The sequence below is a fragment of the Pseudarthrobacter sp. NPDC058119 genome (assembly GCF_042884655.1).
GTDB lineage: Bacteria > Actinomycetota > Actinomycetes > Actinomycetales > Micrococcaceae > Arthrobacter.
Genome location: NZ_JBHVTN010000003.1, coordinates 143,358 through 158,120 on the forward strand (window position 1 = coordinate 143,358; position 14,763 = coordinate 158,120).

Annotated in this window: 14 protein-coding genes; 7 read left to right on the forward strand and 7 right to left on the reverse strand. The window is 65.8% G+C overall.

What is annotated here, in order from left to right; genetic code table 11:
• Positions 1-29 precede the first annotated feature (29 nt).
• Entirely contained in the window at positions 30-383 is a 354-nt protein-coding gene (locus ACFVTD_RS08590) for a hypothetical protein (protein WP_387560952.1), read from the forward strand.
• 44 nt (positions 384-427) lie between these two features.
• Here ACFVTD_RS08590 and ACFVTD_RS08595 read toward each other — a convergent pair whose 3' ends face one another.
• Positions 428-1,360 carry a threonine/serine dehydratase gene (locus ACFVTD_RS08595; protein ID WP_387560955.1) on the reverse strand — a complete coding sequence of 311 codons (933 nt, stop codon included), beginning with the start codon at positions 1,358-1,360 and terminating at the stop codon, positions 428-430.
• A 2-nt stretch (positions 1,361-1,362) separates the two neighbouring features.
• Positions 1,363-1,626: a hypothetical protein gene (locus ACFVTD_RS08600; RefSeq protein WP_387560958.1), complete on the reverse strand. Its 264-nt coding sequence runs from the start codon at positions 1,624-1,626 to the stop codon at positions 1,363-1,365.
• 266 nt (positions 1,627-1,892) lie between these two features.
• Between ACFVTD_RS08600 and ACFVTD_RS08605 the strand changes: the two genes are divergently transcribed.
• Together ACFVTD_RS08605 and ACFVTD_RS08610 are read left to right on the forward strand one after the other, a co-directional pair.
• Complete coding sequence (locus ACFVTD_RS08605) at positions 1,893-3,149, forward strand: SLC13 family permease (protein WP_387560961.1); 1,257 nt, start codon at positions 1,893-1,895, stop codon at positions 3,147-3,149.
• A 195-nt stretch (positions 3,150-3,344) separates the two neighbouring features.
• The gene (locus tag ACFVTD_RS08610; RefSeq protein WP_387560964.1) at positions 3,345-4,832 is read left to right on the forward strand and encodes a cation:dicarboxylate symporter family transporter; all 1,488 of its coding nucleotides are present in this window, start codon (positions 3,345-3,347) and stop codon (positions 4,830-4,832) included.
• A 96-nt stretch (positions 4,833-4,928) separates the two neighbouring features.
• Here ACFVTD_RS08610 and ACFVTD_RS08615 read toward each other — a convergent pair whose 3' ends face one another.
• Positions 4,929-5,663: a hypothetical protein gene (locus tag ACFVTD_RS08615; RefSeq protein WP_387560967.1), complete on the reverse strand. Its 735-nt coding sequence runs from the start codon at positions 5,661-5,663 to the stop codon at positions 4,929-4,931.
• Positions 5,664-5,940: 277 nt separating this feature from the next.
• On the opposite strand from ACFVTD_RS08615, the gene ACFVTD_RS08620 reads away from it, so the two are divergent.
• Positions 5,941-7,569, forward strand: a complete 1,629-nt coding sequence (locus ACFVTD_RS08620; RefSeq protein ID WP_387560970.1) for an HNH endonuclease — start codon at positions 5,941-5,943, stop codon at positions 7,567-7,569.
• Between the two features lie 20 nt (positions 7,570-7,589).
• Here ACFVTD_RS08620 and ACFVTD_RS08625 read toward each other — a convergent pair whose 3' ends face one another.
• From ACFVTD_RS08625 to ACFVTD_RS08635, 3 genes are all read right to left on the reverse strand, one after another.
• Positions 7,590-8,462: an MBL fold metallo-hydrolase gene (locus tag ACFVTD_RS08625; RefSeq protein WP_387560973.1), complete on the reverse strand. Its 873-nt coding sequence runs from the start codon at positions 8,460-8,462 to the stop codon at positions 7,590-7,592.
• A 137-nt stretch (positions 8,463-8,599) separates the two neighbouring features.
• Positions 8,600-9,478, reverse strand: coding sequence for a Rieske 2Fe-2S domain-containing protein (locus ACFVTD_RS08630; RefSeq protein WP_387560975.1), 879 nt, complete (start codon positions 9,476-9,478; stop codon positions 8,600-8,602).
• Positions 9,479-9,511: 33 nt separating this feature from the next.
• A complete protein-coding gene (locus tag ACFVTD_RS08635; RefSeq protein WP_387560977.1) occupies positions 9,512-9,811 on the reverse strand; it encodes a putative quinol monooxygenase in 300 nt (99 codons plus the stop codon).
• A gap of 144 nt (positions 9,812-9,955) precedes the next feature.
• Between ACFVTD_RS08635 and ACFVTD_RS08640 the strand changes: the two genes are divergently transcribed.
• Complete coding sequence (locus tag ACFVTD_RS08640; protein WP_387560980.1) at positions 9,956-10,927, forward strand: hypothetical protein; 972 nt, start codon at positions 9,956-9,958, stop codon at positions 10,925-10,927.
• A 10-nt stretch (positions 10,928-10,937) separates the two neighbouring features.
• On the opposite strand, the gene ACFVTD_RS08645 is transcribed toward ACFVTD_RS08640, so the two are convergent.
• Positions 10,938-11,960, reverse strand: a complete 1,023-nt coding sequence (locus ACFVTD_RS08645; protein ID WP_387561707.1) for an Lrp/AsnC family transcriptional regulator — start codon at positions 11,958-11,960, stop codon at positions 10,938-10,940.
• Between the two features lie 136 nt (positions 11,961-12,096).
• On the opposite strand from ACFVTD_RS08645, the gene ACFVTD_RS08650 reads away from it, so the two are divergent.
• Together ACFVTD_RS08650 and ACFVTD_RS08655 are read left to right on the forward strand one after the other, a co-directional pair.
• Positions 12,097-13,317, forward strand: coding sequence for a M20 family metallopeptidase (locus ACFVTD_RS08650; protein ID WP_387560983.1), 1,221 nt, complete (start codon positions 12,097-12,099; stop codon positions 13,315-13,317).
• Positions 13,318-13,388: 71 nt separating this feature from the next.
• Positions 13,389-14,678 (forward strand): MFS transporter, encoded by a 1,290-nt coding sequence (locus ACFVTD_RS08655; RefSeq protein WP_387560985.1) that lies wholly within the window; start codon positions 13,389-13,391, stop codon positions 14,676-14,678.
• Positions 14,679-14,763 lie beyond the last annotated feature (85 nt).

The window sequence follows — 14,763 nt, forward strand, 5'->3', positions numbered from 1 at the left end:
CGAAACCTCTGACCACTACCGAGGGACCCATGAAGAAATTCGCCACAGCCCTGTTTGCCGCCGGCCTCATTGCTTCCGCTACGGCCTGCACCGCCACGCACCAACTGACCACCGCTGAGACCTGCGAGCGGATCCAGGCCGTTGTGTCGAACCCCGCCAACAATGCCGGCAAGACGGGCATGAACAACCTCGCCAACCAGATCCGCCCCATCCATGCGGTTGCCTCGGACGACCTCAAGCCCGCCCTGGCGCAGATCTTGGCGTACACGGATGAACAGGCCAAGGAGAACCCGGACAAGGACAAGCTGGCCGACCTCCAGTCGGGTTACCAGGAAGCCGGCAGCACCTACAGCAAGTTCTGCGGCCAGGCCGGCGCCCAGTAGTCTGCCGACCCAGCCCGGGCGCCCCATGAGGCGTCCGGGCTGGACTACAGCGTGGCCGGGTCCGTGTTTGCGCCGCACAGGATGACAGCCACCCGCTCATCGCGGGCTGGCACGTAGGCTCCCGTGGTCAATGCGGCATAGGCGGCTGCGGCCCCGTGTTCCACCACAATCCGGTAGTCGTTCCACAACGCGGAGCGGGCTGCGATGAGGTCCGCGTCCGTGACCAGGACACTTTCGACGCCGCAACGGACCGCGACCGAGAAGGCAATGCCGCCGGCACGCCGGGCGCCCAGGGAGTCAGCCGCGACACCAGATACAGGGACGTCCACAGGCTTCCCGGCAGCCAGCGCCGCGTGCAGCGTCGGCGCGGCCGCAGGTTCCACAGCAACCACTTTGGCGGAACCTTCGACGGCAGCGGCTACCCCGGCCATCAGTCCGCCGCCTCCCACTGCCACCAGGATGGTGTCCACATCCGGCACCTGGCTCAGCAGTTCAGAGCCGACGGTTCCGGCGCCGGCAACGATTTCGGGCTGGTCGTAGGCGTGGCAGTAAACCGCGCCGGTCTCCTCGGCATGGGCCACGGCGGCCTGGTAGGCAGCCGCGTATTCCGCACCGCCCTGGACCACGGTGGCGCCGATCGCCTTCAACTTGGCTACCTTGACGGCCGGCGCGGCTTCCGGAACGAAGACCGTGGCCGGTACGCCCAGTTGCTTCGCTGCGTACGCATTGGCCAGTCCAGCGTTCCCGCCGGAGGCAACCACGATGCCCACGTCTTCCCGCAGTTCCCCGCGTTCCTTGCTGGCCAGGATCCGGTTGAGGGCGCCGCGGGCCTTGAACGTGCCCGTGTGCTGCATGAACTCGCACTTGAGCCATACTTGGCCGTCGGCCAAGTATGGCTCCGCCGCCATGACGGGCGTCCTGCGGAGGAGGCCGGCCGTCCGCCGCTCCGCCTGGTCTATATCGGCGCGGGTGACCATGATCAGACTTCGTCGTCCCAGGTGCCCGGTTCCTCCAGCGCCTCCTCCGGCTTGTGCTCCCGGGCAGCTTCTTCGCCTCCAACGTACGACGCCGGCACGGTTCCGGGCGCGTGGGCCTGCTGCTCCTCACGGATGTTGGCCGCCCCCGGCTGTTCCGGGTGCTGGCCGGACTGGGGAGCATTGGTGGCTGCTCCCTTGGCTTCGTCCGGGTCGCCCGGGCCCCGGAGGTCTGCGGTGTTCTGGGGATCGTCGCTGGAAACGGTCATGGTCCTGCCTTTCACCTGGGAACTTCCTGTTCGGCCGGGGAAAGTCCCGCCCGGCATCCAGCCTACGGTCTGGCTGCCGCACGCGGGCCGTTCCCGGGCGAGGTTCAAGGGCGCGCCACCACGGGATTCGCCGAAGGTGTGCCCGCCGCGCCGCCTCCCGGCGTCGTATCCTGCTGTGGACGGCGGCCGGCGCGGCCATCCTGGGAGTGCGTGCCCCTTATCCGGGCCCGGCCACCCGGGCAGCCGCCACGACCCCGGAGCCTGACATGACCTATATCCAGATCATCCCCCTGGTGATCCTCGTGGTGATGTTCGTCGTCGCCACCAGGTGGCCACTGAACATTGGGGTGATGGGGCTGGTGGCCTCGTTCGGCGTCGGCTATTTCCTGCTGGGTTTGTCGGACAAGGAGATCCTGGCCGCATTTCCGGCCAGCATTGTCCTCACCATCATCGGGGTCACCTACTTCTTCAGCATGGCGCAGCGGAATGGCACCATCGGCATCATCGTCAAGGGCTGCGTCCGGATGGTTCGGGGAAAAACGATGCTGCTGCCGTGGGTTTTCTTCCTGATCGCCGCCGTCCTGACTTCCCTTGGCACCTTCTCCCCCGCCGCCATCGCGTTGCTGGCTCCCGCGGCCATCGGGTTTGCCTACGAGTCGCGCATCCACCCCGTCATGATGGGCGCGTTCATTATCAACGGCGCCCACGCCGGCGGATTCTCCCCACTGTCCGTGGCCGGAGTCCTGGTGTATGACATCTCGCTGAAGAACGGCTTTCCCATCTCCCAGGGTGGCCTCTTCACCGCCAGCTTCGCCCTGAACCTGATCCTCTCGGCGCTCACCATTGTCCTGTTCGCCCTGTTCGGCAAACTGCGTGACGGTGCCTCCGGGCGGCACGTGGACATCGACACCTCGTCCGTTGGCCGCCCCCACGGCCAGCAGGTCCTAACCCTGGTCCTGATTGCCGTGATGCTGGTGGCCACCCTTGGTTTCCACCTGCCCATCGGCTTCGTGGCTCTCTCCGCCGGACTGCTGCTGGCGTTCGTCAATATCCAGGAACACAAGACCTTCATCGGCGGTATCTCCTGGTCCACCGTCCTTTTGGTGGCAGGCATGATCACCTATGTCTCCCTGCTGGAGCATGTGGGGGTCATCGACACCCTGGCCGAGCAGGCCCTGGCCCTGGGCGCCCCGCTGCTGGTGGCACTGGTCCTTTGCTACGTCATTGGCGTGGGCTCGGCCTTCGCGTCCTCCACGGCGTTACTCACAGCGTTCATCCCGCTGGCCGGCCCCCTCCTGGCCACGAGCTCCCTTAGCGCCTCGGGAACGGTGGCCGCCCTGGCCATCGCGGCCACCGTCGTCGACGTCTCCCCTTTTTCCACCGATGGTGCGCTGGTGGTGGCCAACGCCCGGGACGACGACCGGCAGCGGGTCTACCGCCAGCTCATGTTCTACGCGGGCGGCGTGGTGCTGGTGGCCCCGGCCCTGGCCTGGGCGCTGCTGATCCCCACCGGGATCATGTAGGGGCTCGGTTCCACCCTCACCCCGCCTGCTTGATGCGGGGTGCCGAATGGCCCGCACGGCTTCAACCAGTCACAAAGTAAAAGTAGGCATTCCGCAATGTGGAATTCTAATTTCCTCTTGCGGAATTAGTGTGATGAGGATTACTTTGGGCTTAACCCCGCAAACGGGTTGTTCCCAATTGATAGGCAAAGGTCAATGAAGATCCCCAACCCTGAGGCACTGAAGGCGAGTTCGGTGCCCGCGAAGAAGAAGCCGCTGTATAAGTCGCTCTTCTTCCAGATTCTGATCGCCGTCGTGGCAGGTGTCCTCATCGGGCACTTCTGGCCGGACCTTGGATCGCAGCTGAGGCCGCTCGGAGATGGCTTCATCAAACTCATCAAGATGATCATCGCGCCGCTGATCTTCCTGGTGATCGTCACCGGAATTTCGGCCGTTGGCGACGTCAAGGCAGTCGGAAGGGTTGGGGTCAAGGCCCTGCTCTACTTCACGGCAGCAACACTGTTCGCCCTGGTTTTCGGACTGATCGTCGGAAACATCGTCCAGCCCGGAGCGGGCCTGCACATCGATCCGGCCACACTTTCCCAGGCAGACCTGGACGCAAAGACCGGAACCGGCGCACCCAAGGATGCCGCCTCCTTCATCCTCGACATTATTCCGGCCAGCGTCATTGGAGCGTTCGCCAGCAACAGCCTCCTGCAGGTGCTGTTCTTCTCGGTGTTCTTCGGAGCGGCGATAGTGGTGATCGGCCGCGACCGGTGCATGCCCGTCATCAGCCTGATGGAGACAGTCCTTGAACTGATCTTCAAGATCATGGCCTGGATCATGAAAGTCGCCCCGATAGGCGCGTTCGGTGCCATGGCCTTCATCATCGGGCAGTACGGGCTCGATACCCTGAGCACCTACGCGGTCCTCATCGCGGCGTGCTACGGGGCCGCCCTGGTCTTCATCGGGTTGCTGTTCGTCGTGGCGTGGGGCTTTGCCCGCGTTCCGCTCTGGCAGTTCCTCAAGTACACCCGCGAGGAATTCCTCCTTGCCCTGGGCACGGCATCCACCGAGGCAGTGATGCCCAGGATCATGACCAAGCTGACCAATGCCGGCTGCTCCCGTGCCACCACCGGACTGGTGGTCCCCACCGGCTATTCCTTTAACCTTGACGGCGCCGCGATCTACCTGTCCATTTCACTGCTTTTCCTGGCCCAGGCATTCGGCCACCACCTGGACCTTGGCCAGCAGCTTGCCGCGCTGGGCGTCCTGCTCCTCACGTCGAAAGGCATGGCAGGCGTTCCCGGCTCTTCCTTCCTCGCCCTCTCGGCAACGGCCGCAGCCCTCGGCATCTTCCCAGTTGCCGGCGTCGCCCTCCTCCTCGGCGCCGACCGGCTCATGGACTCCATGCGCGTGGTGGTAAACCTACTGGGCAACTGCGTTGCCACGTTCATCGTCTCCAAATGGGAAGGCCAGTTCGACCGCAGCGTCATGCTCCGCGCCTTCAAAGGCGAGATCACCAACCACGACTCCGCGATCCTCCTCGGCAAGGAGGAGGATTTCGCAGGCCAGGAACTGCAACGCCTCACCGAGGGCCAGGAACCGTCACCCAGGTTCCGGGGCGCCCCCACCCGGGAAGTTGTCACCGAGCTTCCCGCAGCTTCCGGCGCCGGGATGACGGCAGGCGGCAAGCCCAAGTAACAGACCGCACAGGGCAAACCAGGCATTCGAACAGGTGCAGGCCCGGACCTTTGGGTCCCGGCCTGCACCTGATTTTGCGCTGGGTCTTGCCCGCCGCTACCGCGAGGCGGTGGGAGAGGCCGACGACGAGGTGCCGCTGCCCGAGGACATCGTCGCCGAAGAGGTGGACGAAGCCGTGGACGAAGCCGAGCTGCTGGGTGAGGACGTGCCCATCGAACCGGACGAGCTGGTAGAGGACGGGCTTGATGTTGCGCCGCCGCCCTCGGCCTTCTTCAGCACGTCGTTGATGAGGCCCTCAAGTTCCTTCTGGTCCGTGTCTCCCAGGTCGGTTCCGCTCTTGGTGGCAACCACCAGCAGGCGCCCCTTTGCGGCGGACACCTGCATCAGCTTCTGCTGGTTGTCGCCGCTGCGGGTACTGACGGTCGCGAATGTCTTGTCCGCATCAGTGTCAGCCTTGAGTTCCTGGCTGGAAACGTCGTATTTCTGCCCGAGCGCTGAGACCGAGAATTTAGCGCACTGGTCCATCTTGGCGCTGATATCACTGAGCGTCTTTACTGCGTCCGGGCCGCCGCTTCCGGACTGGGCAGACAGGCTGCGGGGCTGGTTTCCTTCAGAAAGCGCGACGGCGACATCACCGTTCTCCACTTTGTCCAGCAGGCCGGCGGTAGCAATGTCCTTGCAGTCCTTGGGATCGACGGTTGCGGTGCTCATCAGCAGGTTGGCGATGTTGCTGCCTTGGGCAACCTGGTCCTTGGAGTACAGCTTGAGCTCATTGCCGTCGTCGTCCGTCATGCCCGAGATGAGGTTACGGAGCTCGTCCTCCGAATACACTTTGGCATTGGCAGTCTGGCTGGCGGAAGCTGACGCCGTCGATGAACTGGACGGACTGGCAGTTCCACTGCCCCCTCCTGAACAGCCGGCCAACGCAAGCATCGCCGCAGCCGCTACTCCAAGCGCAGATACTTTTCGCATCAGGTTTACCCTCCTAAATAGACAGCATGCTTAGTACTTTCACTGTAGAGGTTCCCCATGGAAGTGTGAAATAACGGCGCCGGAGGGAATTGCGGCTTCCCGCCTAAATGTCAGTGGGTCGTTGGATGATGTGGGTATGGGAATCGGCGGTGGTGTTGGGGTGGTTTTGGAGGGTGTTCGTGCCTCTGTTGCTGCCCTGGATGGGCTCACTTTTGAGGACCAGAACCTGGAAGATGCTGCAATGACCGCCGTTGGTTCCGGTGTTGATGTGTTGCAGCGGCGGTATGAGATCCGGCTGGAACGGTTGGAGGTTGCGGCCCGGCTGGAAGCGCAGCTCGCCGCGGTCAAAGCGCAGGATGTGGCCGACACTGTTGGGTTCCAGGAGGCGATGACGCCTCCGGACGCCTCCGACTCTGACCGTACCTACGTGCAGATGTCGGTGGTGGAGGAGATCGCCGGGGTCCTGGCCATCAGCTCCGCGGCTGCGGGGGCGTTGGTGGAGCAGTCACGCCGGGTCTGTTCCCTCCCGCTGGCCTTTAGGGCCCTGGCCGCCGGGGCGATGTCGTGGCAGCACGCCCGCATAATCGCGGACGAGACCGAAGGCATTACCCCTGAGTCCGCGGCTGCGTTGGTGGCGCATTTCTTCGACCCGGCCGCGCCCCACCCCGCCCGGGGTGCCGCCCCGGGGGACCTCGTTCCGTCCAGGTTCCGGGCCAAGGTCCGCAGCTGGCGGGAACGCCACCACCCCGAATCAATCCAGAAACGCCACGCCAAAGGGGCCGCTGACCGTCGGATGGAATACACCCCCGACACGGACGGCATGGCCTGGCTCTCCCTCTACCTCCCCGGGGACACCGCGTGCGCGATCTGGAACCGCACCACCGCCACCGCCCGCGGCCTCCAAGGCCCCAACGAACCCCGCACCCTCACCCAACTCCGCCCAGACATCGCCGCGTCCCTGCTGCTCGGCGCCGGGCACGCGACCGCACCGGGTGAAGCTGCCGGGGCTGCCGGTGCCATCGGGAAGGTCCCTGCCCCGCGGGCCGATGTCCTGGTCACCGTGCCGGTGTTCTCCCTCCTCGGCCTCACCGACGAACCAGCCATGCTGGATGGTTTCGGACCAATCCCGGCGTCCATGGCACGGAAACTCGTCGCCGGCGGCGCCGACTCGTTCTACCGGGTCCTGGTCGACCCAAGGGACGGGACACCCCTGGAAATCGGCCGGAAAAACTACCGGCTCACCGGCCCCATCAAACACTGGATCAGGCTGCGCGACACCAAATGCACCTTCCCCGGCTGCACCAACAAAACCCCCGACAACGACACCGACCACCTCCAAGCCTGGGAACACGGCGGCACCACCGATGTCAGCAACCTGGCCCAGCTCTGCCCCAAACACCATCGACTCAAACACCACAGCCAATGGACACCCGGCCCGGCCAACAAGAATGAACCACCCGGCTGGACCTCACCCACCGGACGCCACTACAACCCAGAACAACAAGACGCAGAACCAACCCACTGGCCACACTGGCTCCTGGCACTGTTCAGCGACGCCCCAGAACGAGACACCTCGACAGGCGCAACCAAGCAGGCGGACGAGCACGCAGCCGCCTACTGCCCGTGCCTGGAAGCCAGCCTCGAAAACCTCCCTCAGTGGGAACCCGACGACGAAGCATCCATAGACCCCAGCGACCTCTCCCCCGACGATCCACTCTGGGCAGAACTCCTGGCCACGCCATTCGCCCTGTCTTCGCAAGTGTGAACCCTTTCTGGGGTCACCCGCTAGGCCGCTTCGGGCGCTCCGGCGATCCGCCGACGACGTGACGTCCGCTGCGCCCGTTCCTTGGCCGCCACGGCCCGGAGCCGGGGTACAACTCCCATGGCGATGGGCTGCCCGTGTCCGGGGGCCAGTAGCCGGGGGCCCAATTGTGCCAGCCGTGCCACGGAGTCCATTGCCGTCTGGCGGCTCCATGTCGTGTACCAAGGCGGCCCGGAAACGTGGGATGCGCGCAGCACAAGACCGCGCAGCGAGTTCAAGTCCACCGTGGTGACCGCGTCGCCGGTCATCAGGACGCCGTCCTTGGAACGCCAATAGGCCACGTGTCCGGGGGTGTGCCCTGGTGTGGGAACGGCAGCCCAGTCGGGCAGGCCGGGCACCTCGCCGCTTCGTGGCAGGCCGCGCACGACGTCGGTAATGTCGCCTGCAGCCTCGATCCGCCGACGGACGCGGGCAGGCAGGGACCACACGAACGGGGCAACCAACCACCGGTCCAGCGGCATGGAGTATCCGGGAACGTAGCGGCCTGCTGCCATCGGCAGTTCCGCGTGGTGGACGTAGGCCGGAATTCTCCATGTCCGGGCAAGCGTCCCTGCAGCCCCGGAGTGGTCCGGATGCAGGTGCGTCAGGAAGATGGCTGCAGGAACTACGCCGGGGCCGAGCACTCTCTCCACTGCCGCGCGCAGCGGTTCCGCGCTGGCCGCCCATCCGCAGTCGATCATCGCCCATGAGGGGCCGGATCGGACCAGGTACACGTTTGATGCCAGCGGGCCCGCGCCAGTGGTCATCAGCACCACACCGGTCGCGATCTCCTGCGGCTCCGAAATACGCATCACCGTGGCATCACACCACTCCGAAGACTGCAACGAAGAAGGCATACAGGAGGCACGAAGGTTCGCGCAATTGCCACCTTGTGCTGCAGCGGGGCATGGCCGGACCATTCCACTCCGTTGGGCCTCGCCATACACCCAGTTTCGCGTCGGCACGCCCTCGACGGTAGGGCCAAACGACCTCTCTAGCCGTCCGCCCCTGGCAGGCATACCTCGACAAGATCCCCCGTTACCCGGGTCTCGAACAGCGGCTGCCGGGACGTTGCCGGGCCGGACCTGACCTCGCCGGTGCGCAGCGAGAATGCGCTCCGGTGCCACGGGCAGACGACGCACGGGTCCCCGCCGTCGTCCTTGATCTTGCCTTCGTGAAGCGGCCCGGAAAGGTGGCTGCAGACGTCGGACAATACGTTAACCGTCCCGCCCTCGCGGTGGACCAGCAGGGGGATGCCGGCGACGTCGCGCTTGTGCAGGCCGCCTTCGGGCAGCTCCGCCAGGGGTGCCAAGGGGTGCCAGCCTGACGGAAAGCGGTGCGGAATTTCCTCGCTGTGGTTCACGCCGGCCGCCTGGCGGTAGGAGAGGTGGCCACCCAGGAAGCCACCTGCGCTCACCGTTGCGAGCCCGAGGTAAGCGAGCACCCTGCCGCTGCCTTCTCCGCCGGTTGCCCGCCGCACGAGGGATGCCAGGTAGAGGCCGGTTGCAGTGACGTTTGCCGCGGCGTGCACCAAACCCACCCGCTGTTGCTGCGGGTGCAGCTGCGACCAGTCGGTGAACCCGGCCAGCGCAGACGGAATCACCGTGGCGGTGCCCACCCCGATGAGCAAGCTGGCGGCTTTACCACCCCCCGGTACCGCATCCAGCACGCCGGCGGAGACCCAGGCGCCGATGGGCACCTGGACGGCAAGCGGGTGTACCGGGTGGCCGATGGGGACGCCATGCAGGACATCACGGGCCCACCGGGGCTTGATGACCTTCAGGACGACTTTCCGGACGCTCTTGGCCAGTGGATCGAGCCACTCGGCATCCTCGAGGCGGGTGACAAGCTCAAGTGCGGGCAACGGTTTCATGTGTCCTCCCTTACCCCGTTTACTGCAATCCACTCACCGCAACGGCGACCCCACCACGGTGAACCGGTGGCCTGCTGTCTGCCCGGACAGCAGCGGCATCGCTTCGGCGATCGCGGCCCGCGTGCTGTCCAACTGCAGCGACGCCTGGTGCGCCTCAGCGGACTCCCACAGCTCGGAGACGAACACCGTGTCCGGCATATCGGCGTTGACGCCCACCTCATAGAGCAGGCACCCGGCTTCCCTCATCCCGGGTTTCGGCCGGAGCAGGATGGCCACCAGGGCATCCCGCTGGCCGGGCTTCGTTCCAAGCATTCCTACGTTTGCGAAGGTCATACGGACAGTCTGCAGCAGGGAACCGGGCGTTGGGGAGGGTACGGCGTGACGCAGCACCAACCGACATCCCTTTAATCCATACGCTGTACTATTGTGGTGGCCTGCCTTCAATTCGGCGGCCTACCTGCAACCAAAGGGCGTTCCTTGGAAACCACCGGACGAAGTGTGGCCGGCGCAGGTGACGGCCGGAGCGGCCGGACACCTGCTGCGGAGGCGGCCACTGCTGCCCTGCTGGGAATCCTGGGAGGGCTCCTGGGGCTGGCACCCTGGCTGCTCACAGGTGCACACCTTCCTGTGCAGAACCTCTGGGGGCGGGAAACACAGCCCGGCGACATGCCAGTTGCCCTCCTGCCGCTTAGCCAGTACCGCAGCACCACCCTCGTTGCCTTGCTCACCGTGGGTGCATCCGCCGCGGGGCTTGCCCTGCGCGCGTTGAGGCCTGCCCGCCGCGGGTTCGCTGCCGCCTGTGCAGTGGGCGGTGTGCTCCTGGTCCACGGAGGGGCTGCCATCCAGTCGTTCACAGTGCTCAGCAGCGGCCTTTACCCGGAGCCCAGGTCTTCCATCTACGTCGCCGGCCTGCTCGGGGGCACCATCGCAGCGATAGCAGCCGGAGTAGTTGCCCTCCTGATGCTTGCCGCTCCATCCCGCGCGGTCGCCGCCTTGGGAATGGGCCTCATGGCGGTGCCGTTTGCTTCCTGGCTGGCAGCTGCCGCTGCATTCCCGGCCGGCCCGGGCGGGGTGCCGATTTTCCTGACCATCGTGTGGCACTGGCTTCCCGCCGTCCTTGTGGGCGCCGCATTGTCCTGGTGCGGCTTCAAACCTCCCGCCCGCCTGTGGGTGTGGGCGGCAGATCTGGCACTGCTCTGGCTGATTCCTGCCCTGTTCACCAGCGTCAATTACGTTCTGGGTACCCGCGCCTACCTCGGCAACTTCTCCGAGATGGCCATATTGTCGCGCGAAATCCTCGCCGCCACCCTGGGTCCTGCGGGCGGAGCAGGACCCATCGTGCTGATGGCACTGGGGGTGGGGCTGGTCGGAGCGCTTTCCATGGCCGTTCTGGCGCGGAAAAACAGGCGCCCCGAACCAGCACCGCACGGCGGTGGCGGCCAGCCCTAGGCTGGCCTGCTCACTCCGCTGCGCCCAGGCTTCCACCATGAACGACGGCGCCACTCGCCGTCGTGTCTTCCTTCAGCATCCAGCCCACCCGCTTTACCGTCCTGAGCATCACGGCACTTTCGACAATTTCTATGCCGGGCACCTTCTGCTGCAGTGCCAGTTCGGCGGACATGACATCCGCCAGGGTGTGCAGCCACATGATGATCACGAAGTTGGTGGGGCCGGTTGTTGAGGCGCTCAGCCGCACGTTGCTGATGGTGCGAATCCCGGCGGCGGCTGCCTCATGCTGGCCGGCAGGGACGTTCACGAACCACTGGCAGGTCACCGGAAACGATGAGTAACGCTGGGCGATTTCGCAGCGGAATGACAGAATGCCGCTGGCCAGGACCCGGTTCAGCTGGCGCTGGACAGTGGCCGGGTGGCGGCCCAGGGCGCGGGCAATCTGGGCAGCTGTGGCACGGCCGTCCCGGGCAAGGAACGGCAAGAGGTCAAGGTGGCTCTGCGGAAGCTGCCCGGCCATCTGCGCCGGCTCCGGGCCTGCAGGTGCTCCGATCGTGCGCAGGGTGGCCAGCTGGGAACGGCTCAGGACATTCAGCCGCCAATCGTCCCCGCTGCTGTGCAGCCGGGTACACAGGGCCACCTGGTACTTGGTCAGCCCATCAATGGTTTTCAGCCGTGAAACCACGCGCTCGCTGAACTCCTCCAGCGAGCGCGTAATGACCGTCAACATCAGGTCCCGGTTGCTCGCAGCCTCCTCCACCGTCACGATCTCCGGAACCGCAGCAAGCTGGGCCGTAACGCTGTCCCGCCGGTTCATCTCGCAGTCAACGGCCACGTAGGCCAGGAGCATCTGCTTCGGGTCCCCGGCCAGGTGCGCCGTCACCCACGCCGCCCCCTGGGACGTCAGGCGGTCCCAGCGGGCCGCGAGGGTGGTGGCATGCACGTCCAGCACCTTGGCTGCGTCAGCCCAGCCGAGCCTCGGGGATGCCTGCAAAACCTGGATCAGGGCAAGGTCATCCTCGCTGAGCTCCATCAAAACTTTCACCCCACTGCATGAATCCTGTCGAAAAAGGACAGTCAAAGAATAATTCCAGCGCTTCACCCGAATGTGAACCACGCCACTCCAGAATAGTCCCCAAGCCCATATGCCGACTGCCAAGGAGTAACACGTGCCCATTACCGAGGACGCCAAGGAACTGCAGGATGACCTGGTCCGGCTGCGCCACGACCTTCACAGGCAGCCGGAAATCGGCCTGCACCTCCCGCGCACCCAGGAGAAAGTCCTCAAGGCCCTGGACGGCCTCCCCTTCGAGGTCACCCTGGGCAAAGAGACGACGTCGGTCACCGCTGTCCTGCGGGGCGGAAACCCAGGAGCCGGCGCCCAGCGTCCGGCCGTGCTGCTCCGCGCCGACATGGACGGACTGCCCGTCCAGGAGAAGACCGGCATCGACTTCACATCCCAGGCTGACGGCGCCATGCACGCCTGCGGCCACGACCTGCACACCTCCATGCTCGCCGGAGCCGCGACCCTCCTGGCGGAGAAACGGAACCAGCTCCAGGGCGACGTCGTCCTCATGTTCCAGCCGGGCGAGGAAGGGTGCGACGGCGCCAGCTACATGCTCCGGGAAGGCGTGCTGGACGCCGCCGGCCCCCGCGTCCAGGCCGCCTACGGCATGCACGTGTTCTCCTCCCTCGAGCCGCACGGTACTTTCTGCACCAAGCCCGGCGTCATGCTCAGCGCCTCGGATGGGCTGGAAGTCACGGTACTCGGCGCCGGCGGCCATGGTTCGGCCCCGCATTCGGCCAAGGATCCGGTCACCGTGGCTGCCGAGATGGTGACGGCCCTGCAGGTCATGGTCACCCGCCAGTTCAACATGTTCGATCCCGTGGTCCTGTCCGTGGGCGTGCTGCACGCCGGGACCAAACGGAACATCATCCCGGAATCAGCCCGCATCGAGGCAACCATCCGGACCTTCTCGGAAGCATCCCGCCTGAAGATGATGGACGCCGTGCCCCGCCTCCTCAAGGGGATCGCAGCCGCGCACGGGGTCGAGGTCGCCGTCGACTACCTGCAGGAGTACCCCCTCACCATTACCAGCGAAGACGAAACCCACACCGCCGAGAAAGTCATCACCGAACTGTTCGGCGAGCGCCGCCTCTCACGCTGGGCCACCCCGCTCAGTGGCTCGGAGGACTTCTCCCGGGTGCTGGCCGAGGTCCCCGGCACCTTCGTGGGGCTCAGCGCCGTTGCACCCGGCGCCGACCACTCCGCCTCACCCTTCAACCACTCACCGTACGCAACGTTCGACGACGCCGTGCTGGCGGACGGGGCCGCACTCTACGCGGAACTCGCCATCTCACGGCTGGCCACGCTCTCCCCCGCCGCATAAGCGGCCCCTTTCCATATCCCGCAGCAGCGCTGCTGCCCCCACCCAATAGACCAATGACCAGGAAGAAGACCATGTCCGTTGCAGTAAGCAAGCCCCGGGCGGGACGCATGTCCACCGCCAAGACCGTCGTCGGCACCGGCATCGGCAACGCCGTCGAATGGTACGACTGGGCCATCTACGCCACCTTCACCCCCTTCATCGCCAGCCAGCTGTTCAGCAAGGAGGACCCGGCGTCGGCCGTACTGTCCACCCTGGCGATCTTCGCCGTCGGCTTTGTCGCCCGGCCCTTCGGCGGCTTCCTCTTCGGCTGGATCGGCGACCGGGTGGGGCGGAAGACCTCGATGACGCTCGCTGTTGGCCTTGCCTCCCTCGGGAGTCTGATGATCGGCGTCGCCCCCACCTTCGCCAGCGTCGGCGCGTTCGCCTCGCTGATGCTGTTGGTGGCCCGGCTGGTGCAGGGCCTGGCGCACGGCGGCGAGCTGCCGTCGTCGCAGACATACCTGTCCGAAATGGCACCCAAGGAGCACCGCGGCTTCTGGGCCACCCTGATCTACACGTCCGGCACCGTGGGCATTTTGTTCGGCACGCTGCTGGGCGCCGTCCTGAACATGTCGCTGAGCACCGAGGCGATGAACGCCTGGGGCTGGCGGATCCCCTTCCTGATCGGCGCGGCCCTGGGCCTGTACGCGCTGATCATGCGGTCCCGCCTGCACGAAACCGAGGCGTTCCAGGACGAAGCCGTCACCACCAAGCGCGCCCCCATCTGGCCGCAGATTGTCCGCTACCGCAAGCAGGCCATGCAGGTCATCGGACTGACCGTGGGCCTGACTGTCATTTACTACATCTGGGGTGTCGTGGCGCCCAGCTACGCCACCACCGCGCTGAAGATCGACCGCGGCGAGGCGCTGTGGGCGGGCGTGGTCGCCAACATCGTCTTCATCGCGGCCCTGCCGGTGTGGGGAAAGCTCTCGGACCGGATCGGCCGCAAGAAGGTCCTCTGGGCCGGTGCCATCGGTTCAGCGGTGCTGCACTTCCCCATGACCTGGCTGCTGAAGGACTCCGCCTGGCAGCTGGCCGTGAGCATGTCCGTGATGCTGATCTTCGTGGCAGCGAGCGCCGCCATTGTTCCGGCCGTGTACGCCGAACTGTTCCCCACTTCGATCCGCACCGTGGGCGTCGGCGTCCCCTACTCCATCTGCGTGGCCGTGTTCGGGGGCACCGCACCCTACCTGCAGCAATGGCTGGGCTCCTCGCTCGGGGCACCGCAGGTGTTCAACATCTACGCAGTGCTGCTCCTGGTGGTCAGCGCAGCGTTCGTGTTCACGATTCCTGAAACCAAGGGCAAGGACCTGACCCACTAGCTCCCGGCTTCCCCAACAAACATCCCCGGCACGGTTTTCGTGCCGGGGATGTTTTGGCGTATCCAGGGCTTGGCGGCGCCCGGGC